A 23,827-nucleotide genomic window follows, 5' to 3' on the forward strand; every position below is an offset into this window, starting at 1 on the left:
TCGTGCGGCCATGTTCGTGACCCGGTTCGCCCCCTCGCCCACAGGACGGCTGCACAAGGGCCACGCCTTCTCCGCCCTCACCGCCTGGACGGCGGCGCGGGCGGCGGGCGGGCGTTTCCTGGTGCGTCTCGAGGACATCGATCCGACTCGCTGCCGCCCAGAGTTCGAAGCCGCAATCCTCGAGGATCTCGCCTGGCTGGGTCTCGACTGGGAGCGGCCGGTGCGCCGTCAGTCCGAGCACCTCGCCGACTACGCCACCGTGGTGGACGTGCTCGAACGCCGCGGTCTGCTCTACCGGTGCTTCCGGACCCGCAAGGAGATCCTCGACGCCATCGGCGACGCGCCCCACGGCGCCGTGGAAGCGGTGCGGCCCGGTCCGCATCCGGCCGACGAGGAGGCCGAGCTGCTGGCGGCGGGGCGGCCCTACGCATGGAGGCTGTCCCTCGCGCGCGCGCGCGAGGCGCTTGGCGACCGGGCCTGGGAGGCCCTCGCCTTCGTCGAGGAAGGGACTGGCCCGACGGGCGAGCGCGGCCTCGTCCCGGCTCGACCCGAGACAGCCGGCGATGTGGTGGTGGCCCGCAAGGACGCCGGAACCGCCTATCACGTGGCGGTCGCCCACGATGACGACCTGCAGGGCGTCACGCACGTCATCCGGGGCGAGGACCTGTTCGAGGCCACCCATATCCAGGTGCTGATCCAGGCGCTGATGGGCTGGCCCACGCCGGCGTACCGGCATCACCGTCTGCTGACCGGGTCCGACGGGCGACGCTTCGCCAAGCGGGACGGATCGGTCACGCTCGCGTCGATCCGGGCCGCCGGCGTGGACCCCGCCACGCTTCGCGCGGAACTCGGCTTCTGAGGCCGGCCCGAGTTTCAGGCCCGTTGCCGCGCGTGGCGGACGCGCCCCATTCCCCGCCCGAGAGTGACGACATCTTCACGTGCAGTCCGCCGGGATCGCCGCCAGACTGCACAGGTCGGCCTTGCAGGAGGAAGCGATGAACTTCGACCGCCGCCGTCTGGTGACGGGCCTCGCCGCGCTTCCGGTCGTCAGCGCGGCGCCGGTTCTGGCGCGGAGCGCCGGTTCGGCCCCGGCGGAGCTTGCGCTGGATGCGGCTTTCACCGCGCACGCGCCCGTAGGCCTGGCCGGCGCGATCGTCGGGCGTGAAGGGCTGGTCTGGTCCTCGGCGCGGGGACTGCGCAGGTTGGACGGTCCCGAACCGGTGACAAGCGCCGACCGCTGGCATCTCGGTTCGAACACCAAGGCCATGACCGCGGCCGTCTTCGCGAGGCTGGTCGAGCAGGGGCGGGCCCGCTGGTCGATGCCGCTCGCGGAGGTCTTCCCGGCCGTCGTCATCGACCCGGGCTGGGCGAACGCCACCCTTGACGACTTCATGCACCACCGAGCCGGCCTGGCCGACGCCGCCGTCATGGGCCGCGAATGGCTGATGACCGCTCGGCAGGATCCGCGCTCCCTGCCGGCGCAGCGGGCGGCCATCGCGGCGGCCGCGCTTGGCGCGCCGCCCCCCGGCGCGCCGGGGCAGTTCGCCTACGGCAACGCCAACTATGTCCTGGTCGGGGCTGCGATCGAACGGATTACGGGAGGGTCGTGGGAGGACGCGATGCGGAGCGAACTGTTCGCGCCGCTTGGCCTCCCCAGCGCCGGGTTCGGAGCGCCGGAGGGCGACGACCCGTGGGGACACCGCGGCGCGGCCGCGCAGCGGACGCCCATGCCGCCCGACCATCGGGGAGCCGACAACCCCGCCGCACTGGGTCCGGCGGGTACGGCGCACATGAGCCTCGCCGACTACGGACGCTTCATCGCCGCGATGATGGGCGCACGGCCCGACTGGCTGGGCGGCGAAAGCCTGGCGAGGCTGACCACGCCGCCGGCCGCCCTCCCCCCTCCCGCCTACGCCTGCGGATGGGGGGTGCGCGAGGAGCCGTGGGGCGGCGCTTCCGGGCCGGGACCGGTGCTCGGCCACGACGGCTCTAACACCATGTGGTACTGCAGCGTTCAGGTCGCGCCGCAGCGGGGCCTCGCCGTCCTCGCCGTCGCGAACGAAGGCGCGGCCGGCCGCCCGGCCTGCCAGGACCTCGCGCAACGGCTGGTCGGAGCCGCCGTCGCGGCCTGAGTTGGCCCCCTGACCGCGCGCAGGTAAGGCTGCCCGGTCATGGACCGCGACTTCGCAGACTTCTGGAACCTGATGTGGGAGCTGGCGCTCGGCCTGTGCGCCGGCTTCGCCCTGCTCAATGCGTTCGCGCCGCCGCAGGACCTGCCCTGGAAGCCGCTCGACCTGAACCGACCGATCGGCGCGGCGACCGACGCCAAGGTGGCGGACTTCGAACTGGCGCGGACAGCCGCGCCCGAGGAGGTCTTCGCCGTCACCGAAGCGTGCATGCAGGTGCTGCGCGAGGCGGGGGTCGAGGTCGAGCGGGCGAGCGACCGGGACGAAGGCGGCTTCTGCGTCGTGCGCGGGGCGGTGCGGATCACCGGCGGCGCGGTGACGCCGCTCGCCCCGGGCGGGCTGGTCATGCAGTGCCCGCTGGCGGTGCGTTACGTCATCTGGGACCGGCAGGTGCTGCGTCCGGCGGCCGAGGCGACCTTTGGCACGGGAGTCAGCCGGGTCGAGACCTACGGGTCCTACGCCTGCCGCCGCATCTACAACTCCGACGACCCCGGCCAGCGGCCCAGCGAGCACGCCCGGGCCAATGCGCTGGATGTGGCCGCCGTCCGCCTCGACGACGGCCGGACCGTCTCCGTGGCCGGTGACTGGGAGGGGGCGGGCCGATCGGGGGCGGAGGGCGCGGCCTTCCTGCGCCGCGTGCGCGACGGCGCCTGCCGCGTCTTCGCCACCGTGCTGACGCCGGACTACAACGAGGCTCACCGCGACCACCTGCATCTCGACGGCGCGCCGCGCGGCCTCTGCGCCTGAGCGTAACCCTGTTCGCGCGCACGGCGAATCGGTTTGCGGTTGACGCGGCCCGGCTTTGCGGGAGACAACTCCGCCGCAGTCCGGATTTGGCGCGGCCTCCACCCCCGTGCAACGCTCCTTCGCCTGAACGAGCTTGTCCAGATGGGCTGACGGGCGACCCCGCAGGGGCGCCTGCCTGGAAAAGCGCGTTTACGGAGACGCACAATGGCGACCGGCACGGTCAAGTGGTTCAACCCGACCAAGGGCTACGGCTTCATCCAGCCGGATGGCGGCGGACAGGACGTGTTCGTCCACGTCACCGCCGTCCAGAAGGCGGGTCTGCAGGGCCTCGATGAGAACGCCAAGGTCGAATACGAGCTGGAATCCCAGCGCGGCAAGACCTCCGCGGTGAACCTCAAGGTCCTCTAAGGGCACACCACAATCTACGGAACGGGCGCGGCGGCTTCGGCTTCCGCGCCCTTTCTTTTGGGCCGCGGTCAGAAGGCTCCGCCTTCTCGACCCGACGCGGCCGGGTCGCCCGGGGCCGCGTCGGGTCGGGAGGTCCCGAAGGGCCGACGACTGCGGCCCGACGCAAATTGCGCCAGCACCACGCCGGTCAGGACGGCGGCGCCGCCGGCCATCTGGGCGGCGGTCATGGTCTCGGCGAACAGCAGCCAGCCCAGCAGGGCCGCCACCACCGGCTGGATCAGCACGGTCACGGCGGTCAGGGCCGCCGGCAGCCGGCCCAGCGCCCAGGCCACCCCGCCCTGGCCGGCCACGTGCACCAGCCCCAGCCCGGCGCAGGCGGCCCAGCCGGCGGCCGAGGCCGGCGTCAGGTCCTCGCCCAGCGCCAGCGCCAGCCCGAGCAGCAGGGGCGCGCCCAGCGCCGTGGACCACAGCATGACGCGGCTGGCCGAGTGCCGGCCGCGCAGCGCCTTCACGGTCAGGAAGTAGCCGGCGTACCAGAGCGCCGTCACCGCCGCGAACAGGTCGCCCAGCCGCGGGTTCGAGCCCTGCCGCCCGTCGGCGCCGGCCGACATCGTCCACGCCCCGGCCAGGGCCACAGCCAGCGCCAGCAGGAACAGGGCGCGGGGCCGCTCGCGGAACACGATCCAGGCCACGGCGGTGACGATTACCGGCGTCAGGTTGGTCAGGGTGGTGGCGTTGGCCACCGAGGTGAAGGCGATCGAATAGTGCCAGAAGCCGAGGTCCAGCACGAAGAACAGGGCCGCCAGCGCCATCAGGGCGGTCGGCCGGCCGGGGCCGCGCTCGCCGGCCGGGGCGCCGGGGCGGTGCACCAGCAGCCACAGCCACGGCAGGGCGAAGGCGAAGCGCCAGAAGCCCGCCGCCGCCGGCCCCGCCTCGGCCAGCCGCACCAGGATCGGGGCCAGGCCGAGCACCGCCGCCGAGGCGACAAGGACGGTCAGGGCGGCGGCGCGGGTCGAGGGCATCCGCCGATATAGGACGGCGGCGCCGCCCGCGTCTCCTGCCGCCGTCAGCGACGCCGCAGGCGGTCCAGCGGATGCGCCCGCCGCAGCCGGCGCATCGCCATCAGGGTCAGGCCGGCGCCGACCAGCACGCTGCCGACGGCGACGCCCATGGCGACCAGCGGGGCCCGCGCCAGCCGGGCCCGCAGCGACGGGTCGTTGGCCGTGGTCAGCCCCGCGGGCGGCGGCTGCGAGCCCTCCGGCTCGACCCAGGGCTCGGCCTGGTAGCTCTTCGGCTCGGCCGGCGCCGGCGAGGGCGCCTCGAGGTCGGCGCCGGCGGCGACGGTGGCGGCGGCCTCCTCTTCCTCAAGCGGGGTCTGGGTCATCAGATCACGGCCCCCGGCGCCGCCGCCTCGTCGCCGCGTCGCTCGCCGGACCGGGCGGGACCCTCGCCGCCGCAGTAGCGCTCGAACTCCTCGCGGAAGCGCTCGGTCAGGTGCGCCTGGTTCTCGCCGTTTTCCTTGAGGTGCAGGAACCAGCTGGATTCCTCCTCGAACATGTGGGTCAGCACCGCCCCCTCGATGTGCTTCAGCTTGTCCATCCACTCGGGGGTCGAGGGCTGGATGTTCTCCAGCTCGGCCATCTGCATCTTGGCCGTGGTCTGCTCGGTGTAGGCGTGGCCGGCGTGCAGCTTCTCGCCGGCCTGGGCCAGGGCGGGATACAGCACCACCTCCTCGGCCAGCGAGTGGCCGTTGAGGATCAGGGCCAGTTCCTTCATCGCGGCTGCGCGGGCCTCGGCGCTCTCGGCGCGGCGGCAGGCGGCGAAGCACTCGCGGATGCGGTCGTGGTGGTCCAGCGCCAGCGACAGCCAGTCGCCCGACTGGCAACGGGCCCGCGCGTTGGCCGTGGCCTCGGCGCGTTTCTCCTCGCCGGGGACGGGGGTGACTTTCGAGAGGATCTTGTCGACGACGGACATGGCGGGGCTCCGGGGGTTCGGGGTTGGCAGGGCTTGCCGAGTCAAACCGGTCGGGCCGCGCGCGGTTCCGGGGCGGGCCGGCAGCGCCCTACGGATAGTCCTCCGCCACGCCGTCCGGCAGCCCGACCTCCTCCCGCCACTCCTTCCGGTGCATCAGCAGCAGCCGACGGTCGATCTCGTACTGCGGCCTGAAGCAGCCCGCCTCGTCCCACACCGCGGGCGCCCAGTCGCGGTCTCGAAAGCGCTCCCGGTCGGCCGCCGCCGTCTCCGGTCCCAGATGGTTGGCGCGGAACACCACCAGATAGCCCATGTGCCAGGTCGGGACCTCGTTCAGTTCCTCACCCTGCATGATCCGCAGCAGCCGCTGGGCGAGGTCGCGGGTCTCCGCCACCCGCGCCTCGAACTCGTCCAGCCGCCGCTCGGCGTACATCTTCCAGCCCTCCAGCGGTTCCGGCGACGGGTCCTTCTCCAGCCGCCGTTCCCACCCCTCGGCCGCCCGCCGTCGCCACAGGTTGGCGAGGCCGACGTCATAGCGCCGCGCCAGCGACGCCGCCGTCTCCCCCTGCTCCCAGCCCCGCCGCACCGCCTCCCAGGTGTCCTCCGAGCGGTATTTGCGCTCCGCAAAGTCCATGCGCGCCTCCTCCGTCAGCGCGGCCAGGATGGACCGGGGGTGCGTCGAAAACGGACGTAGGCGCGGCGACGGGCGCCGCGGCGACCATGGGCTCCGGGCTCCCCTTCCTCGCCTTGACGGCCAGCCGGCCGGCCGGTCGGAGGGGCGGGAGGGAAGGTCTTCAGAGTCCCGCTCCCGGGGGCGTCTGGTTCGGAGGCCGGCGCGGCGGCGGGCGCTGCGGGTTCATCACGAAGGACACAAAGGATTCACGAAGGACACGAAGGGAGCGAGCCGGTCTCCGCCTTCCGCGGGCCGCAGGCTCGCAATCGAATTGTTTGCGTCGCCCTGACGGGCGCCGCGGGGAGCGCCGGCCCCTTCGTGTCCTTTGTGCCCCCTTCGTGTCCTTCGTGATGAACCCGCGACCTCGGAGGTCGCCCCCACCGTCGAAGGCGAAGCCCGTCCCTCAGATCCAGCCGCACGGATTGGGCGGGCGGGGGCGGCGGCGGAGGTATTCCAGCGTCGCCCGCTTCGCCCCGCAGACGCAGCGGAAGCGCTCCGACCGCCCCGGCGGCGGGCGGTCGCCGTCGGGGAACAGGGTCTTCGCGTCCAGCACCGCCTCGTGGAAGCAGCCGGGGGCCAGGCAGCGGACGAGGAGCAGGCGGGGCGGTTCGGACATGGGGCCGGATAGCGCGGGCGAAGGGGCGGCGGGAGGGGAATGTTCGCTGTTTGTTCGCCGGCTTGTGGATGACCTCTCTCCCCGGGAGAGAGCCCCCCTTCATCGCCTTGCCGGCCAGCCTGCCGGCCGGTCGGAGGGAGTCAAGGACAGCCTGCGGCTGCCGCGCAGCGGCGCGCCCTGCGGGCGCGTCCTTGACGCCCTCCGCCCGCGCCGGCGACGCTCCGCCATGGCGAGAAACGGGGGATGAGCCGGGCCGTCGTTTCCTTCTCCCCCGGCGGAGAAGGTGGCTCGCGGAGCGAGACGGATGAGGGGGCTGGTTCGTTCTGGCTCCTGGCCAGCCGGTTCGCGTCGACCTCCCCCCTCATCCGAGCGGCTCCGCCGCCCACCCGTCGATCGGTCGCGATGCGACCTCTCTCCACCCCCGAGGGGAGAAGGAAATCAGCCCACCCGATACCGCCCCCGCCCCTCGAACCTCAGCCAGCCCCGGTCCCTCAGCACCTGCAGCTGCTGGCGCATCTTCTCGCGGACGTGGCGGTTGGCGGGGAAGCGGGCGGCGAGGTCGGGCTCGCGGGCGTAGAGCTCGACGAGGGTGAAGTCGGGGCGGCCGGCGGCGGCGGTCACGGCCTCCACCGCCTGCATGACGGCGAGCAGCCAGCCGCGCGCCTCCTGTTTTGTTTCACGCAGGAACAGGGTCGAGGCCCAGGCGGCGCGGACCTCGGCCTGCGGGCGCGCCGCGCCGTGGCGGATCAGGGGGATGCGGCCGGCGGCGGGGACGTCCTTCAGCCGGATGACGCAGCCCTGCCAGCCGGCGCGGCGGGCGTTCGGCCCCAGCGGCGGGCGCGGGCGGACGATGGCCCCGGTGAAGAAATGGCGCGGCACGACGATCAGGTCGGAGACGCGATACGCCGCGCGGTCGTAGCCCATGACGAACAGGCTGGGATTGTTGGCCACCGCCAGCCGCTGCTGCATCGCGCCCGGGTACCGCCTGCGACCGATAATGACGCAGTGTGAGTTCTTGCTTTGTTCCCAGTGATTCAGCGGCCGTTAACCGAACCTTCAGGCCGCGATGATTCGATTCTCTCACGGGTAGGACGGACCATGGCACTCAGCGCAATCGCTCGTGAAGCGAGCATCGATCTTCAGCTGGCGACGCAGGGGACGAAGTTTCGGACAATCCTGGCGGACCCTCCGTGGCAGTTTCAGAACCGGACGGGAAAGATCGCGCCCGAGCACCACCGCCTGACCCGATACCCGACTATGGAGCTGGCCGATATCTGTGCCCTTCCGGTGGAGGGCTGTGCGACGGAAACGGCCCATCTTTACATGTGGGTGCCGAACGCCCTGCTTCCGGACGGGCTCAAGGTCATGGAGGCTTGGGGCTTCACCTACAAATCGAACCTCGTCTGGCACAAGGTTCGAAAAGATGGCGGGTCTGATGGCCGGGGCGTCGGGTTCTACTTCCGGAACGTCACCGAGCTCATCCTATTTGGTGTACGCGGCAAGAATGCACGGACCCGGGATGCCGGCCGACGCCAAGTAAACATGATCGAAACTCGGAAACGAGAGCACAGCCGGAAACCGGACGAACAATATAAACTCATTGAGGCTTGTAGTTCGGGTCCATACCTCGAACTATTTGCCCGCGGACCGCGAGACGGATGGACCGTTTGGGGCAATCAGTCGGATGTCTACGAACCCGATTGGCCGACCGCCCACTACGCAGCACGAGCGTCGTAGGCCTCAGGCTGGGTAAAGCGACCACAGGCCGATACGCTCAGCAGAACTTAAGAGTGGAAGGGACGGCGCAAGCTCTGTCTGCACCCTGAACGCGGTCTGTTGATCTGCAACATAGCGCGCTTGGAAGGCTTCCAATTCGTCGAGAGCGTCTCTCACGTCCGCCCACATGTCAGTGAGTGGATCTGGAACCGCTCCGCTTGACCAGAATCCTCTCGCAACCCCGACCGACTGCCACCAAAACCCCGTATCCAGACTAGATATACCCGCTGCCGTCATAAGGTCTGCCACTGCGCCGGTCGAAAGCCGCAACAGTAGCGCCGCCCGAGAGGTGACCCCCAGTTCGTCGGGTGTTTGGCTGTTGGGGCGCACACTCGCTTTCGAGAGCAACCTGCTATCTGCCGGTTCAAGCCTCCGGGTGAGGAACTCTTTCCACCTGGTCGCTGCCGACTCCGGCAGTCCTTGGCCGGCGATGATCCGGTCTACATGCTCTTCGAATCCCGGCCCGATGGGATCGCTGTCGCTGCTGGCTCGGTAAGTATTCTCAACGACAAGCCGAAGGATCTGCCTATCAAGGGAACTGAATTGGGCGCCAGAAGCCGGTTCGAACGCGCTCCAAAAATCCTGGACATACGAGAGACAATCTGCAGGGTCGGTCGCCCACGCTTTCGGCAATCCATCGGGCCGGTAGCTTGACTCGTTTCGAAGGTTGCGATCCTTCGCGCCCCACTTGAGGTCTTGGCCCCATTGAAGAAACCACGCTGATGCCTGGGCTCCAACTGCAGCGCGGCCGCCCACCGGGAACAGCCAGTCAGCCACCGATATACCACCCGGCTTGATGAGCTCGGAAAACAGATCTCCCGAGGCTCGTTGCCTCCCCCAGTAGGCCAGAGCGTCCCAAGCCAGTACGTGAGTCCGATCGCCCGTCGATAACTTGGCTGAGGCGAGGGCACCTGTAATAACGTAGTGCTTATTAAGAAAAATGCCGACGCCCGATGCCGCGAGCAAACTCATCGCAGCCCTTAGCTCCGCATAGTACGCCAAGTGGAGCGCCCTATGAGGGTCACCGTTGAGCGTTGCGTGTAGCGATCGCCCCATATAGCTCCATGCATCGTTGCAATGCAAAACAGCACTTGCAGCGATATACTGCGCCAAGTGGCGGGACTTCGTTCCACCAAGATTGGCATTGTCGCTCCGCAGGCGATCTACCGTTTTGGTCAAATACCTGTTGCTACTTCCAAGCCAAGCGCTACGTCGAAAGAACGGCTTCAGCGAAGCCAACGTTCTCTCTACGTCCTCGGTCCTGACATTTCGAACCAAGACCTTATCACCGGCGGCGAGCCCCATAGGTTAGCCCTGGCGCACGGTAGCCGCGATGGGTGCGATCTCATCATCGCCCTTTGCTAAATGCTCCAGCAGCTGGAATCTGAGTTCTTTGTAACCACTGCTACCACGGAATACCAACTTTTGGCGGCGGACCATCTCATCCAGTTTGGGGAAGGAGCTCGTTCTCCAGTCGAAACTAGCCAACGATTTGACGAGCCCTGATACAAACCCTGCAAACGGTTGATCCGGCACACCGCCAAGCGCATCCGTCACCCCATCAATCGATTGAGAGTGAGACTCTTCGCTTGGGTTCCACTTGTCGAGTTGTAGGTGAACCGCACGAGCGTACATAATATCGTTCAGTACACTAAGGAATCCTCGCACACCTTGATCGCTATTTATCAGCGTGTGAACACCGTAGAATGCCGGATCCATGGCACCGGCGCGCGCTAGTTTGTCTCCAGCGGATACTCGAAGAGTTGATGCCCATTCTGACGTCTGATCCTTCACCGCCAGCCGGAACTGCTCCCAACAGTAGATTAGAAACGCCGCTTGTTGCGCTCTGCTCCAGCCAAGCACTTCCTCGCTAGCTTTCATACGCGACCCGAACAGCCCGCCCCCAGAAGATCCACGCGCGTCCCAAGCTTTGACCATCGTCGCCGTTAGAGATTTAATCCAGGCCGATTGGGAAACCCAAGGCGTTTTGGTTTCTCCCAACATATTGATCTTATCGTACCACGGGCTTGAAGGATGCGACCATAAGATCTCTACAAGTTCCTGTGCGCGGGTCTCCCTATATATGGCATGCCCTTCGGCTCTATCCAGCCAATCCTCCGCTCGTAGAAGAGGATAAAGATCGAAGGCCAAGCTCGGATTTATTCTTTTCGGCTTGATGTTGACGTCCAGAACAAATAAGCCTGCCAGCTTACGTCCAGATTGTAGAATGCAACGACTGGAAGATCGTAAGCGTCAAATCCGCTTTTTCGGTCAAACGCCCAAAGCCGATGTTGGCCGTCGATGATCTCAAACGGGGGGGCACTCTGCGGATGCCACTCTGGGGACCACTTCGTGTAGGGAAGCTCGATCCGAGGCTGTTCACCGGTCAGGACCCTAACAGCGTCACTTTTGACGACTGAGCCGGTAGGTCGATGCTGGTCCGGGCCGAGGATGTTGAGGACCACAGCTGTCGGGAGCCATCCGGGCTTCCGAAGATCATTGAATTCGGCCGAGGCCCGCCGAGCTTCGCTTAGCGTCGACCAAGGGTAACCGAACTCTACGTATCGCTTGATCTCTGCAGAACGATCAGGGTCGTGCTGCCGCTGAATTCCCATGTCTTCGGTTCGGGAGTTGCCGCTGCCGGCGTGCCGGCGTGAGATGCCCGACAGGCTCCGCAGCTCCCTTGCCGGCAGCGAGAACAGGTAAAAGTGCGGCTCGGGTTGGGACCGGTGCTCTTTCTTGTTGAAATCAACTTGGTTCCAACCGGGGAGCCACTGCCGGACGAGCAGCGCAGGCAGCGTTCTCCGTTCAGAAGCGTCTATCGCCAAAGGACCACATCCAGTTGTGCCGACTGACTATGTAGCGCCACTTCAAGCTTAACAAGAGCGCTCGGCCTAAACCTCATCCTTCGGGACCTTCAGTTGCATCAGCTCCATCGGCTTGGGCTGGTCAGGTCCGGGACCCACCCCCTACCGCCCCTTCCTGAACGCCGCCGCCTTCTCCGCCCGGGCGGCCGCCCGGTCCCGCTTCGGGGCCTCCTTGTCCACGGCCTGGCCTTCCGCCGTCATGATGTCGTTGGCGAACTCGAGGTCCATCAGCTTCATGCGCTTGATCTCGTCACGCAGGCGGGCGGCTTCCTCGAACTCGAGGTTGGCGGCGGCCTCGCGCATGCGGCCTTCGAGGTCCTTGAGGGCGGCCTGGAAGTTGGTGCCCACGAACGGCTTGCTCTCGTCCTTCACGCCGGGGGCGGTCAGGCGGTCGAGCTCGCGGCTTTCGTAGGGGCTGGCGAGGATCTCCTTGATGTCGCGCTTGACCGACTCCGGCGTGATGCCGTGGGCGGCGTTGTACTCCATCTGCTTTTCGCGGCGGCGATTGGTCTCGGCGATGGCGCGCTCCATCGAGCCGGTCATGCGGTCGGCATAGAGGATGACGCGGCCGTCGACGTTGCGGGCGGCGCGGCCGATGGTCTGGATCAGGCTGGTCTCGGAGCGCAGGAAGCCCTCCTTGTCGGCGTCGAGGATGGCGACCAGGCCGCACTCGGGGATGTCGAGGCCCTCGCGCAGAAGGTTGATGCCGATCAGCACGTCGAAGCTGCCGAGGCGCAGATCGCGCAGGATCTCGATGCGTTCCAGCGTGTCGACGTCGGAGTGCATGTAGCGGACGCGCACGCCCTGCTCGTGCATGTATTCGGTCAGGTCCTCGGCCATCTTCTTGGTCAGGACGGTGACGAGGGAGCGGTAGCCGGCGCGGGCGGTGGCCTTCACCTCGTCGATGACGTCGTCGACCTGGTTGCGCGTGGCGCCGGAGACCGGGCGGATCTCGACCGGCGGGTCGATCAGGCCGGTGGGGCGGATGACCTGTTCGACGAAGACGCCGCCCGAGCGCTCCATCTCCCATGAGCCGGGGGTGGCCGAGACGAAGACGGTCTGGGGGCGCATGGCGTCCCACTCGTCGAACTTGAGCGGGCGGTTGTCGATGCAGCTGGGCAGACGGAAGCCGTACTCGGCCAGGGTCGACTTGCGGCGGTAGTCGCCGCGGTACATGCCGCCGATCTGGCCGACGGTGACGTGGCTTTCGTCGACGAACAGCAGGGCGTTGTCGGGGATGTATTCGAAGAAGGTCGGCGGCGGCTCGCCGGGGGCGCGGCCGGTCAGCCAGCGGGAGTAGTTCTCGATGCCGGCGCAGGAGCCGGTGGCCTCCATCATCTCGAGGTCGAAGCGGGTGCGCTGCTCCAGCCGCTGGGCCTCCAGCAGCTTGCCGTTCTCGACCATCCAGTCGAGCGTCTCCTTGAGCTCGGCCTTGATGCCGCCGATGGCCTGGTTGAGCGTGGGCCGGGGGGTGACGTAGTGGCTGGCGGCGTAGACGGTGACCTCGGTCAGGTCGGCGGTCTTCTTGCCGGTCAGCGGGTCGAACTCCTGGATCGACTCCACCTCGTCCCCGAACAGCGACACGCGCCAGGCCCGGTCCTCGAGGTGGACGGGGAAGATCTCGACCACGTCGCCGCGCTTGCGGAACATCCCCCGTTCGAACGCCGCATCGTTGCGCTTGTACTGCAGCGCGATCAGATCGGCCCTCAGCTTGGCCTCGTCGATCTGGTCCCCGACCTTCAGGGTGAAGGTCATGGCGGTGTAGGTCTCGACCGAGCCGATGCCGTAGATGCAGCTGACCGAGGCCACGACGATGACGTCGTCCCGCTCCAGGATCGCCCGCGTCGCCGAGTGCCGCATGCGGTCGATCTGCTCGTTAATCGAGCTGTCCTTCTCGATGTAGGTGTCGGTGCGCGGGACGTAGGCCTCGGGCTGGTAGTAGTCGTAGTAGGAGACGAAATACTCGACGGCGTTGTCGGGGAAGAAGGCCTTGAACTCGCTGTAGAGCTGGGCGGCGAGGGTCTTGTTGGGGGCGAGGATCAGGGCCGGGCGCTGGGTCTGCTCGATGACCTTGGCCATGGTGAAGGTCTTGCCCGAGCCGGTGACGCCGAGCAGGACCTGGTCGCGCTCGCCCTGCCTCGCCTGTTCGACCAGTTCGGCGATGGCGGCGGGCTGGTCGCCGGCGGGGGTGTAGCGGGTCTCCAGCCGGAAGGGGATACGCTTGCGCTGGTCCGGGCGGTCGGGACGGTGCGGCTTCCAGTCGGCGGGGGCGCCGGGGGCCTCCTCGGGCGTCAGCCGCGGGCCGGTCACGGGGGCGAACATCGGCATGTTCGGCGTCTTCGCCGGGCCCTTGAGGGCGCGGCCGTCGTCGTCGCGCAGGAAGGCGGCGGGGGCCTCGGCCAGCTGGCCGGGCACGTGGACGGGCTTCTGCGTGCGGGGCGCGGACCCCTTGGGCGAACTGGAACGGTTCATGAACGCAATCTAGGCGGCGGAAGGGGCTTTCGCCACCGCAACGCGCGGGCGGGCACGGGGCTGCTGACAGCCGGCGGCAGGAGGCGATTGCGGCGACGAGAGGGCGCCGACGCACGGCGTTGTGTCAACTTTGGCACATTCGCGTCGAATACTTGACCGCGCCCTGACGTTTCGGTTGCGCCGCCGCCCGGAGCGCTCGCAACTGTGGCGCTTCGGCCGCCACGGGGGCGGCCTGCACCCTTCCGAGGATCCCTGTGCGCAGCAAATCCCTTCTGATGACCACCTGCTCCGTTCTGGCCGGTGTCTCCGCCCTCGCCCTGGCCGGCGCCGTGCAGGCCCAGGACTCGACGGCCGGCCAGGAGCCCGAGGCCAGCCAGATCGACGACGTCGTGGTCACCGGCTCGCGCATCCGCCGCGACGCGACCACCTCGCCCACCCCGCTGATCCAGATCGGCCAGGAGGAGCTGCAGCAGTCCGGCGAGGTGAACGTCGTCGATTTCCTCGCCGACATCCCCGCCCTGTCGACCTCGGTCGTGCCCGAGGACACCACCGGTTCGAACCTCAACGACGGCGGCCTGTCGCTGCTGAACCTGCGGGCGCTGGGTTCGGTGCGCACCCTGACCCTCGTCGACGGCCGCCGCCACGTCGGCTCGAGCCCGGGCACGCTCTCGGTCGACGTCGACACCATCCCGCGCCTGCTGGTCGAGAACATCGAGGTGATCACCGGCGGCAACGCGGCGGTCTACGGCGCCGACGCCGTGTCCGGCGTGGTCAACTTCGTTCTGAAGAAGAACTTCGACGGACTGGAGATCGACGCCTCGCTGGCGGAGGTCAACCAGGACCATCAGCTGAGCCAGCGCCTGTCCGTGCTGTGGGGCCAGAACCTCATGGACGGCCGCCTGAACTACTATGTTTCGGGCGAGTACCAGCGCAACGACGAGGTGCTCGACGCCGACGTCGACTGGCGCCGTGAGTCGTGGGGCTTCCTCGGCAACGACCTCGACCCGGCGTCCGCGCCCAGCGACGGCGTGCCGGACCAGATCCTCGTCAGGGATCTGCGGACCTATATCCGCGGCACCAACTTCGGGGGGGTCACCATCCTGGCGACCGGAGTGCGGCCGAGCCCGGCCAGCGATCCGGACGTGAACTTCGCGACCTGCCCCACCGGCAGCTTCTCGGCCAATTGCTTCTCGCTCGCGCCCACGAACAATCCGAACAACGCGTTCCTGTACGACGCCAACGGGAACTCGCGTCCGGTGACCTTCGGGGCGATCCGGCAGCAGACCGGCTTCTCGCGGACGGTCAGCAACGGAGGCGAAGGCCAGGTCCTGAACACCGAGCAGGGGCAGGCCAGCCGTCTGCCCGAGTCGACCAACTACCGGTTCCAGACGGGCCTGAACTTCGAGGTCGCGCCGGACGTGGAGCTGTTCGCCGAAGCCAAGTACGTCGAGGAAGAAACCTACGACGCCGGCCAGCGGGTGTTCCACGACTTCAACATCCGGCCGTTCGCGCCGAACACCGTCGGCGCCATCACCGCGACCTCGGCGTTCGAGATCGGCCTCGACAACGCCTACCTGCCGGCCGACGTGTTCACCGCCATCAACACCAACATGCGTCAGGTCTACAACTCGGCCGGCGTCCAGACCGGCACGGTCCTCGACCGGCGGGCCCAGCACAAGCTGTACGGCCCGGCCCGCAACCAGCTGAACAACCGCGACCTGCAACGCTACGTCATCGGCCTGCGCGGCGACGCGGGCGACGCGGGCTTCTTCCGCAACATCAGCTGGGAAGCCGGCTACACCTACGGCGAGATGAACAACTCCAACCGCGAGCTCGGGGTCGACATCGTCCGGTACCAGGCCGCGGCGGACGCGGTCGTCGACACCGCCGGCATCGTCAACGGCACGCCGGGCGAGATCGTGTGCCGGGTGCAGCTGCTCCAGGCGCGCGGGGTGGCCGTTCCCGACGCCACGGTCGGAGGCACGACCTACTCGCGTCAGGGCGGGGTCATCGACGACTGCGTGCCGGTGCGCGTGTTCGGCGAGGGCGGCTTCAGCCAGGAGGCGCTCGACTACCTCCAGGCCTCGATCACGGTCACGGACCAGAACAAGCAGCACGACTTCCTGACCTTCATGACGGGCGACCTCTGGGACTTCTGGGGGGCCGGCCCGCTGGGCGTCGCCGTGGGCTACGAGTACCGGAAGGAGATCACCAGCGGCGTCGGGCGCGATCGCGACCGCGCCGGCCGCTTCCTGTTCCTGAACTCGGGTCCCGATTTCCTCGAGGCCGACTACGACACGCACGACGTGTTCGGGGAGCTGCGCGTTCCGCTGTTCACCGACACCGGGTTCGGCTCGGCGGAAATGAGCGGCGCCTATCGCCTGTCCGACTACTCCCACGTCGGCAAGCAGGACACCTACAGCGCCCAGATCCAGTGGCGTCCTTCGGACCAGTTCCTGTTCCGCGCCACCACGGCCACCGCCATCCGGGTGCCGAATCTGGCGGAAACGAGCGATCCCTACAGCCAGACCTTCGCCAACGGCTTCTCGGACCCCTGCAGCGCCACGGTCATCAACAACCTGGCTGACCGGACGATCGCCGCCAACCGCATCGCGAACTGCGCCGCCCTCGCGGCCGACGCAGGTCTGAGCTTCACCTTCAGCGACCCGTCGGCTCCGGACGCCTACCTGCCCAACTACGGCAGCGGATCGGTGCCGGGCCTGGCGGGCGGCAACCCGTTCCTCGAGCCGGAGACCTCGGAGAGCTTCACGATCGGCGGCGTGTGGACGCCCGACTACCTGATCCCGAACTTCTCGCTGGTCGCCGACTACTACGAGATCGAGATCTCGGACGCGATCGACTCGGTGACGGCCCAGACCGCCGCCAACCAGTGCGTCAACGGCAACACCGTCAACACGGGCGCCTGTGCGACCATCACCCGCAGCCCCAGCACCTTCCTCGTCACCAGCTTCATCCAGGGCTCGCTCAACTATGCGGCCCTGACCGCGAAGGGCGTGGACGTGACGGCTCGCTACAACTTCGATCTGCCGCGCTGGGGCGGACGCGACTGGGGCCAGTTCAGCCACTCCGTCCGGGGCAACTGGCTGATCGAGCAGCATGACTTCGTCAACATCACCGACCCGACCGACTCGACGGACTTCGAGGACACCGTCGGCATGCCGCGCGTGCGCTTCCTGTCGACCATCTCGTGGGCCCCGACGGACTACCTGTCGTTCACCTGGGACTGGGACTGGCAGGTCAGCCAGGAGATCGAGGACAAGGACAACATCGTCAACGGCAACTTCGACCGCTACGAGTCGCTGGCCTACCTGGAGACGGGCGACTTCTCCCAGCACGACTTCTCGGTCCGCTGGGCGGCGCGGGATGATCTGGTCGTGCGCGCGGGCGTGGTGAACGCCTTCGACGCCGAGCCGGCCCGCTGGCTCGGAAACACGACCGCCGACAACTTCGATCTGTTCGGCCGCCGCTTCTATCTGTCGCTGAACTACCGTCCGTTCTGATACGACGGCGACCTGAGCCTGTAGGCGCCGCCCGGCCGTGGCCGGGCGGCGCTTTTCTTTGGGGCGCCCGTCAGGCGATGACCGCGCCCGAAACCCGCCAGCGCCGCCGGCAAGGCGGGTTCATCCTCCGCCGGCGACAAGGAGCCGCCCGATGACAGCCTTTCACGACCTGCACCGTTCCGGCCTGCTGATCCTGCCCAATGCGTGGGACGCCGGGAGCGCGGCGGTGATGCGGTCGCTGGGAGCCAAAGCGATCGCCACCACCAGCGCGGGCTGCGCCTGGTCGCTGGGCTGGCCGGACGGGGACGCCTTGCCGGTGGAGCGGGCCGTGCACATGTGCGCCGACGTGGTGCGCGCGGCGCAGGGGCTGCCGGTCAGCGTCGACTTCGAGGGCGGCTATTCCGAGAACCCGGGCGACGTGGCGGCCAACGCCGCAGCCCTCGTCGAGGCGGGGGCGGCGGGGATCAACATCGAGGACGGCGGCGGCGAGCCAGGGGCGCTGGCGGCCAAGATCGAGGCGATCCGGACCAAGGTCGGCGGCGACCTGTTCATCAACGCCCGCTGCGACGTCTGGCTGAGGGGCGTCGGCGATCCGGAAACGCGGGTGGCCGAGGCGCTGCGGCGGGCGGCGATCTACGCCGGATCGGGGGCGGACGGGTTCTTCGCCCCGGGGGTGACGGCGCCGCAGGACATCGCACGGCTGACGGCGGGGACGCCGCTGCCGGTCAACCTGCTGGCCGTTCCGGGGTTGCCGGGCGCCGCGGAGCTGGAGCGGCTGGGGGTTCGGCGGCTGAGCGCCGGCTCGGGGCTGGCCAGCGCCGCTTACGGCCGCGCCGCGGAGCTGGCGAAAGGCTTCCTGACCCATGGCGCGTCGGAGCCGATGATTCAGGGCGCGCTGGGCTGGAGCGAGATGAACGCCCTGATGCCGTGATCAGCGGCGCCCGGGCGGCTCGTCCTCGGGCTCCGCGTCGGGATGCATCAGGTCCTCGGCGGCGTCGTTGACCGTCGGCGCGGCCGGCGCCGGGCGCGGCGCGACAGGCGCGGCGGCGAGGCCGAGGGCGGCCAGCCCCTCCGACCCCTCGTGGCCGAAGACGCTGCGCAGGCGCAGGTCGGTCTGCGGCACCGGCGTCTCGATGCCGGCGGCCTCCAGGGCATCGGCGACCAGCCAGGTGTAGGCGGCGTGCATGGCCGACGGGCGCTTCACCGCCTCGCGCGTCGGCCAGACCAGCAGCTCGAACTCCAGGCCGCGCTCGCCGAAGCCGACCAGCCAGACCTGGCATTTCCGGTCCTCGCTCTCGGGCAGGGTGAAGGGGCTGGCGCGGGCGGCGGCCAGCACCGCCTCGCGCACCCTGCCGCGGTCGGCGCCGTAGGCCACGGCGAAGGGGATGTGGATCCGGCGGGTGTCGCCCTTCAGCGTCCAGTTGACCACCGGCTGCTCGATCAGGCGCGAGTTGGGGACGAGGACGTTGACGTTGTCGTTGGTGCGGATGCGCACGGCGCGGGGGCCGATCTCGGTGATCACCCCGCGCATGCCTTCGGCCCGGACCGTGCCGGTCATGGCCCCGCCGATCTCGACGTAGTCGCCGACCGAGACCATGCGGTCGAAGATCAGGAAGAGGCCGGAGACGAACTCCTTCACCACCCCCTGCAGGCCGAGGCCGACGCCGATGCCAAGCGCGCCGGCGAACACCGCCAGCGAGGACAGGTTCAGTCCCGCCACCGACAGGGCCCAGAAGGCGCCCACGACGATGAGGCCGTAGCTGGCCAGCTTCTCCAGCACATAGAGGGCGGCGGCGCTGCGGTTCGAGCGGTCGCGCAGCCGGCACAGGGCGCGGCTGACCAGACGCGAGGCGACCCAGGCGAGGGCGAGGATGGCGAGGCCGGCGAGGACGCCGCCGATGGTCACCACCGAGCCGCCGAGGCGGAACAGCTGGCCCTGGTCGATCTGGTTGATCTGGTCGAGGGGAAGCATGGGGCGGTGGAGTCCGGAAGGCGCGAGCGGGGGAGAGGGTGCAGGGATTAGGGATTAGGGATTAGGGATGAGGGATGAGAGAAAATGCGCGGCTGCCACGTGGGTGGCAAGCACGGCCCGATATGGGATCGAGCTCCTGAGCGCCCCTCATCCCTCATCCCTAATCCCTCATCCCTAATCCCTCAGCCCATGATCCTCACCCTCTCCACCCTCCCCGCCCCGATCGGTCCGCTGGCCATCGCCTGCGACGCGGACGGCCGGGTGCGCGGCGTGAGCTTCGGCGAGGGGCTGGAGCGGTCGATGCGGCGGACGTGGCCGGGGGCGGAGTTGGCGGAGGGCGAGGCGCCGGAGGCGGTGCGGGCGGGGCTGGGGGCCTATTTCGCCGGCGAGCGCGCGGCGCTGACGCGGATCGGCTGGTCGCTGGACGGGGCGGCGGCGGGGGACGGCTTCCAGGTGCGGGTGTGGCGGGCGCTGGCCGAGATCCCGGTCGGGACCACGATCAGCTACGGCGAGATGGCGAACCGGGCGCGGCCCAGGCGGCGGGCGTGGCGCTGAACCGCAATCCGATCCCTCTGGTGCTGCCCTGCCACCGCGTCGTCGGCGCCGACGGCGCCATGGTCGGCTTCGGCGGCGGGCTGGAGCGCAAGACCTGGCTGCTGCGGCACGAGGGGGCGTTGCTGATCTAGGGCGCAACGTGGATGGGGGGCGATCAGCGGCTCCCGAGGCGTAGCTATTCTTCGTCGATCGCCTCTAAGGTCGCGCTATGAACACCACGCTCATCGACCTCCCGGCCAAGCGTATTGTGGATTGGGCGACCTTCCACGACGTCTTCGCGGACGTCCTTGGCTTGCCGGCCTTCTACGGACGCAACATGAACGCGTGGATCGATTGCATGACGGATGCCGACGATCCCGACACAGGCATGGTCCGCGCCGCTGTTCAGCCGGGGCAGCTGATGACGCTGCAGATTGATGATGCCGCCGATTTCGCCAGGCGATGCCCGGAACAGTTCAACGCGCTGATCGAGTGCACGGCGTTCGTGAACTATCGGCGGATGGAAGCTGGCGGGACGCCTGTTCTCTCACTCCTGTTGAGTGGAAATTTGTCGGCCATGCGGTGAAGGACAGTGTGCACTCATCCTCCTGGTCGATGTCAGTCCGCGCGCCGAGCCTGTTCGGCCTGGACTGCATGACGCCGCTTCAGGAATAGCTTCAGGAGAAGCGGCGACAGAGGTGTCGCCAATCGGCTCGCGACCCGCGCAGCCTCCTTCTCAAGCTCGGCGTCGGACAAGCTGGATAGGCCTGCTTCCGACGGCACTCCACTGCGGTTTCGGGTCGAACGGGCCATTCTCCCATACTGCACGGCCGGCGGCTGTTGACCACCGTATCGGCCAGTCCAGAGGGGTGCTCCATACCTGAGTCTACCCGAACAGCCCCACCAGCTCCCGCCCGGCCAGCACGCAGAACAGCACCCCGCCCGCCGCCAGCATGCCGTTGGAGAGCCAGCGGCTGCGCCATTCGGCGGGGGTCCGCTTCGAGTTGAGCAGCCAGAGCAGGGTCAGGGCGAGGAAGGGCATGAACAGGGCGCCGAGGGCGCCGTAGGCGACGATCAGGCCGAAGGGGCGGTCCATGAACAGCAGAACCATGGGCGGGAAGGTCAGCCACAGCAGGTAGGCGCGGTAGGGGCGGCCGGTTTCGCGGGCGGCGGTCGGGTCGGCGGGGCGGCCGCTGAGGTGGGCCCAGAAGTCGGCGAACATCAGGCTGACGCCCTGCCAGACGCCGATCAGGGACGAGAAGCTGGCGGCGAAGAAGCCCACCAGGAACATCACCCCGACGACGTCGCCGAAGCGCTGGCGCAGGACGCGGTCGAGATCGAGCAGGCCGCGGTCGCCGCCGGCGAGGGCGATGTTGGACGCGTGCAGCAGCTCTGCGCCGACGATCAGCATGGCGACGACGAACAGGCCGGTGACGGCGTATCCGACGCGGTTGTCCAGCCGCATGACGCGCATCCACGCCGGGCCGCGCCAGCCCTTCTGGCCGATCCAGTAGCCGTAGGCGGCCAGGGTGATGGTGCCGCCGACGCCGCCGACCAGGCCGAGGGTGTAGAAGGCGGACCCCGCCGGCAGGCTCGGCGCGAGACCGCGCACGAGCGCGGGCGGGTCGGGGGCGACGATGACGGCGAGGCCGACGACGGTGACGAACATCACCCCGACGAGCCCCGTCATGATCTTCTCGAACAGCGGGTAGCGGTTGAACCAGACGAGGACCAGGCCAATCACGCCGAGGATCATGGCCCCGGCCTTGAGGTCCAGCGCCAGCGGCGTGCCGTCCAGCAGGGCCGCCACCGGCAGGGCCGAGGCGGTCATCGCCGTGGCCCCGTAGACGAAGCCCCAGACCACCACATAGAGGCCGAAATAGACGCTGGCCCAGTTGAGCCGGCCGCCGAACCAGCCGGGGCCGAGGCTGGACCAGCCCTCAAAGATGGTCCGGCCCGAGGCGAGCGACCAGCGGCCGACGGCCTCGGCCAGCGAGATCTTGAGCAGGGTGCCGAGCACCGCCGCCCACAGCAGGGCGTAGCCGAACTTCGACCCGGCGACGAGGGTGGCGACCAGATCGCCGGCGCCGACGCCGGTGGCGGCGGCGACGAGGCCCGGACCGATCAGCCGCCAGCGGGCGCCGGGCGGCGGGGTGGTGTCGTGCTGTTCCTCGGACATGGTCGCCCTCCCCTGCCGGCGCAGGTGAACGGCTTGTGCCGGGACTGGCAAGCCGCTTGACGACAAGTCACCTCAAGGTTACATGTAACCTGCAGGTGACATCGGGAGGCCGGGATGAACGCGGAGCGGGACGGACTGGAAGCGCGGGAGGCGCGGCGGGAGCGGTGGCGTCAGGCGGCGCTGGTGGTGATGTGGACCGCGGTGCTGGTCGCCATCGCCTGCGTGCTGGCCGGGCTCGGGGGGCTGATCGACCGGACCGGGGTCAGCGAGACGGTCTTCGCCGCGTGCCTGATCGCCCTGTCGCTGATCGGCCTGGCGGCCTGGACGGCGGCGCGGGCGGCGGCGCCCGGCCCCGACCATCGCAGGCTGGCGGGTCTGGACGGTCGGCGCGACCGGGAGCAGCGGGCGCGCACCTCGCAGCTGCTGGTCCTGCCGGCCATGCTGCTGGTCACTGTGAGCATCGGATCGCTGAACGCGGCGCGGCTGATGGCGGGCGAGCGGGAGGCGGCGGTGTGGATCTGCGCCCTCGTCGTGCCGCTGCTCGTGGTGCTGCCGCCGGCTATGGTGATGGGCTGGGACGGCGGGGCGCGCAAGCTGCGCCGCTTTCTGGAAGACGAACTGACCCGGGAGTTCCGGGCGCGGGCCATGGCCTTGGGCTTCTGGGTGCTGCTGGGCTCGGCGACGACGCTGTACCTCGTCGGCCTGTGGCGGCCCGCCGAGGCGGTGGCGCTGCTGCCCTTCGCCCTGTGGGCCGGCGGCGGGGCGGCGGCCCTGAAGTTCGCCCTGCTGCACCGGCGGGCGGAGCGGGAGGCCGGCGCGGATGGGTGATCCGCGGCTGGCCTCGCGGCTGAAGGAGGCGCGCACGGCGGCCGGCCTGACCCAGGCCGAACTGGCCGAACGCGCCGGCGTGTCGCGCAAGACGGTGAATACGGTGGAGAACGGCGTCTTCATCCCCTCGACCGTGCTGGCGCTCAGCCTGGCGCGGGCGTTGGGCACGACGGTGGACGAGCTGTTCTGGCTCGCGGACTGAGGCGGCGCCCCTCCCCCCGCGCGGAAGGAACGGCTACGGCAGACACATGACCGCCCTGCCCCTGAACGAGATCCTGATGCTGCTGGCCGCCCTGACCGCGGCGGGGCTGTTCGGGGGGCTGATCGCGGGCCTGTTCGGGGTGGGCGGCGGGACGGTGATCGTGCCGGCGGTGTTCTACGCCTTCGAGGTGCTGGGGGTCGGGGGCGAGAGCAATCTGCACGTGGCCATCGGCACTTCGCTGCTGACCATCGTGGCGACCAGCTGGCGCTCGCTGCGGGCGCACCGGGCGCACGGAGCCGTGGACGAGACGGTGCTGAAGACGTGGACTCCGTGGGTGGGCGCGGGCGCGGTGGCCGGAGCCGCAGTCGCCGGCGTGACCTCGATGGAGGGGCTGGCGCTGGTCTACGGCGTCTGTCTGGCGGCGGTGGCCGCGCAGATGGGGCTGATGCGCGAGGGCTGGGCGCCGTGGCGGAGCCTGCCCACCGGGTGGGCGCGACGCGGGCTGGGCGCCGCGATCGGCGGCCTGTCGGCGATGATGGGCATCGGCGGCGGCAGTTTCGGCGGCATGCTGCTGACCCTGTGCGGGCGGCCGATCCACCAGGCGGTGGCGACGGCGTCGGGCTTCGGCGTGGCCATCGGGACGGCGGCGACGCTGGGCTTCGTCGTGTTCGGCTGGGCGGCGGCGGGGCGGCCGCCGCTGTCGCTGGGCTATGTCAACGTCCCCGGGGCGGTGGTGATGGCGGTGCTGACCACGGCGGTGGCGCCATGGGGAGCGAAGCTGGCGCACCGGCTGGACCGCAAGGTGCTGCGGCGCGCGTTCGCGATCTACCTGCTGATCACGGCGATGCTGGTGGTGGTGAAGGCGGCGCCCTGAC

At 69.2% G+C, this 23,827-nt stretch carries 22 protein-coding genes and 1 pseudogene; 12 read left to right on the forward strand and 11 right to left on the reverse strand.

What is annotated here, in order from left to right:
- Positions 1-10 precede the first annotated feature (10 nt).
- From gluQRS to BM333_RS07480, 4 genes are all read left to right on the forward strand, one after another.
- Positions 11-859 carry a tRNA glutamyl-Q(34) synthetase GluQRS gene (gluQRS, locus tag BM333_RS07465; protein WP_092309171.1) on the forward strand — a complete coding sequence of 283 codons (849 nt, stop codon included), beginning with the start codon at positions 11-13 and terminating at the stop codon, positions 857-859.
- Between the two features lie 136 nt (positions 860-995).
- Positions 996-2,132 (forward strand): serine hydrolase domain-containing protein, encoded by a 1,137-nt coding sequence (locus BM333_RS07470; protein ID WP_092309174.1) that lies wholly within the window; start codon positions 996-998, stop codon positions 2,130-2,132.
- Positions 2,133-2,171: 39 nt separating this feature from the next.
- Positions 2,172-2,933, forward strand: a complete 762-nt coding sequence (locus BM333_RS07475; RefSeq protein ID WP_092309177.1) for an extensin-like domain-containing protein — start codon at positions 2,172-2,174, stop codon at positions 2,931-2,933.
- A 204-nt stretch (positions 2,934-3,137) separates the two neighbouring features.
- Positions 3,138-3,341, forward strand: coding sequence for a cold-shock protein (locus BM333_RS07480; protein WP_092309180.1), 204 nt, complete (start codon positions 3,138-3,140; stop codon positions 3,339-3,341).
- A gap of 68 nt (positions 3,342-3,409) precedes the next feature.
- Here the strand turns inward: BM333_RS07480 and BM333_RS07485 are convergent, their stop codons facing one another.
- The 6 genes from BM333_RS07485 to BM333_RS07510 form a co-directional block, all read right to left on the reverse strand.
- Complete coding sequence (locus BM333_RS07485; protein ID WP_092309183.1) at positions 3,410-4,363, reverse strand: DMT family transporter; 954 nt, start codon at positions 4,361-4,363, stop codon at positions 3,410-3,412.
- 44 nt (positions 4,364-4,407) lie between these two features.
- Positions 4,408-4,725, reverse strand: a complete 318-nt coding sequence (locus BM333_RS07490; RefSeq protein WP_092309186.1) for a hypothetical protein — start codon at positions 4,723-4,725, stop codon at positions 4,408-4,410.
- On the reverse strand, positions 4,725-5,315 hold the full coding sequence (locus tag BM333_RS07495) for a hemerythrin domain-containing protein (RefSeq protein ID WP_092309189.1): 591 nt from the start codon (positions 5,313-5,315) through the stop codon (positions 4,725-4,727). Before BM333_RS07495 ends, BM333_RS07490 begins: the two co-directional genes overlap by 1 nt.
- An 88-nt stretch (positions 5,316-5,403) precedes the next feature.
- Positions 5,404-5,946 carry a hypothetical protein gene (locus tag BM333_RS07500; RefSeq protein WP_092309192.1) on the reverse strand — a complete coding sequence of 181 codons (543 nt, stop codon included), beginning with the start codon at positions 5,944-5,946 and terminating at the stop codon, positions 5,404-5,406.
- Positions 5,947-6,388: 442 nt separating this feature from the next.
- Positions 6,389-6,601 (reverse strand): hypothetical protein, encoded by a 213-nt coding sequence (locus BM333_RS07505; protein WP_092309195.1) that lies wholly within the window; start codon positions 6,599-6,601, stop codon positions 6,389-6,391.
- Between the two features lie 438 nt (positions 6,602-7,039).
- Positions 7,040-7,570, reverse strand: a complete 531-nt coding sequence (locus BM333_RS07510; RefSeq protein WP_092309198.1) for a DpnI domain-containing protein — start codon at positions 7,568-7,570, stop codon at positions 7,040-7,042.
- A 129-nt stretch (positions 7,571-7,699) separates the two neighbouring features.
- On the opposite strand from BM333_RS07510, the gene BM333_RS07515 reads away from it, so the two are divergent.
- Positions 7,700-8,338, forward strand: coding sequence for an MT-A70 family methyltransferase (locus BM333_RS07515; protein WP_092309201.1), 639 nt, complete (start codon positions 7,700-7,702; stop codon positions 8,336-8,338).
- A 3-nt stretch (positions 8,339-8,341) separates the two neighbouring features.
- Here the strand turns inward: BM333_RS07515 and BM333_RS15650 are convergent, their stop codons facing one another.
- The 3 genes from BM333_RS15650 to uvrB all read right to left on the reverse strand — a co-directional run bounded on the left by BM333_RS15650 (position 8,342) and on the right by uvrB (position 13,572).
- The gene (locus BM333_RS15650; protein ID WP_177221827.1) at positions 8,342-9,379 is read right to left on the reverse strand and encodes a hypothetical protein; all 1,038 of its coding nucleotides are present in this window, start codon (positions 9,377-9,379) and stop codon (positions 8,342-8,344) included.
- A 306-nt stretch (positions 9,380-9,685) separates the two neighbouring features.
- Positions 9,686-10,528, reverse strand: a complete 843-nt coding sequence (locus BM333_RS15655; protein WP_143105792.1) for a ParB N-terminal domain-containing protein — start codon at positions 10,526-10,528, stop codon at positions 9,686-9,688.
- An 818-nt stretch (positions 10,529-11,346) separates the two neighbouring features.
- Positions 11,347-13,572 (reverse strand): excinuclease ABC subunit UvrB, encoded by a 2,226-nt coding sequence (gene uvrB / locus BM333_RS07520; protein ID WP_245777200.1) that lies wholly within the window; start codon positions 13,570-13,572, stop codon positions 11,347-11,349.
- A 419-nt stretch (positions 13,573-13,991) separates the two neighbouring features.
- Between uvrB and BM333_RS07525 the strand changes: the two genes are divergently transcribed.
- Both BM333_RS07525 and BM333_RS07530 read left to right on the forward strand, forming a co-directional pair.
- Positions 13,992-17,237, forward strand: coding sequence for a TonB-dependent receptor domain-containing protein (locus BM333_RS07525; RefSeq protein WP_092309208.1), 3,246 nt, complete (start codon positions 13,992-13,994; stop codon positions 17,235-17,237).
- A 151-nt stretch (positions 17,238-17,388) separates the two neighbouring features.
- On the forward strand, positions 17,389-18,168 hold the full coding sequence (locus tag BM333_RS07530) for an isocitrate lyase/PEP mutase family protein (RefSeq protein ID WP_092309211.1): 780 nt from the start codon (positions 17,389-17,391) through the stop codon (positions 18,166-18,168).
- On the opposite strand, the gene BM333_RS07535 is transcribed toward BM333_RS07530, so the two are convergent.
- Positions 18,169-19,209 (reverse strand): mechanosensitive ion channel family protein, encoded by a 1,041-nt coding sequence (locus BM333_RS07535; protein ID WP_092309216.1) that lies wholly within the window; start codon positions 19,207-19,209, stop codon positions 18,169-18,171.
- Positions 19,210-19,509: 300 nt separating this feature from the next.
- Here BM333_RS07535 and BM333_RS07540 point away from each other — a divergent pair.
- Together BM333_RS07540 and BM333_RS07545 are read left to right on the forward strand one after the other, a co-directional pair.
- Positions 19,510-19,895: pseudogene (locus BM333_RS07540) on the forward strand (methylated-DNA--[protein]-cysteine S-methyltransferase).
- A 77-nt stretch (positions 19,896-19,972) separates the two neighbouring features.
- Entirely contained in the window at positions 19,973-20,329 is a 357-nt protein-coding gene (locus tag BM333_RS07545; protein ID WP_092309219.1) for a barstar family protein, read from the forward strand.
- A gap of 300 nt (positions 20,330-20,629) precedes the next feature.
- On the opposite strand, the gene BM333_RS07550 is transcribed toward BM333_RS07545, so the two are convergent.
- Positions 20,630-21,922, reverse strand: coding sequence for an Nramp family divalent metal transporter (locus BM333_RS07550; protein WP_092309222.1), 1,293 nt, complete (start codon positions 21,920-21,922; stop codon positions 20,630-20,632).
- A 114-nt stretch (positions 21,923-22,036) separates the two neighbouring features.
- Between BM333_RS07550 and BM333_RS07555 the strand changes: the two genes are divergently transcribed.
- From BM333_RS07555 to BM333_RS07565, 3 genes are read left to right on the forward strand one after another with little or no spacing between them, the layout of a single operon-like run.
- Positions 22,037-22,750 carry a hypothetical protein gene (locus BM333_RS07555; protein WP_092309226.1) on the forward strand — a complete coding sequence of 238 codons (714 nt, stop codon included), beginning with the start codon at positions 22,037-22,039 and terminating at the stop codon, positions 22,748-22,750.
- A complete protein-coding gene (locus BM333_RS07560) occupies positions 22,743-22,952 on the forward strand; it encodes a helix-turn-helix transcriptional regulator (protein WP_092309229.1) in 210 nt (69 codons plus the stop codon). Before BM333_RS07555 ends, BM333_RS07560 begins: the two co-directional genes overlap by 8 nt.
- A gap of 46 nt (positions 22,953-22,998) precedes the next feature.
- A complete protein-coding gene (locus BM333_RS07565; protein ID WP_092309232.1) occupies positions 22,999-23,826 on the forward strand; it encodes a sulfite exporter TauE/SafE family protein in 828 nt (275 codons plus the stop codon).
- Position 23,827: the final 1 nt, after the last annotated feature.

This window comes from Brevundimonas viscosa (assembly GCF_900116065.1).
GTDB lineage: Bacteria > Pseudomonadota > Alphaproteobacteria > Caulobacterales > Caulobacteraceae > Brevundimonas > Brevundimonas viscosa.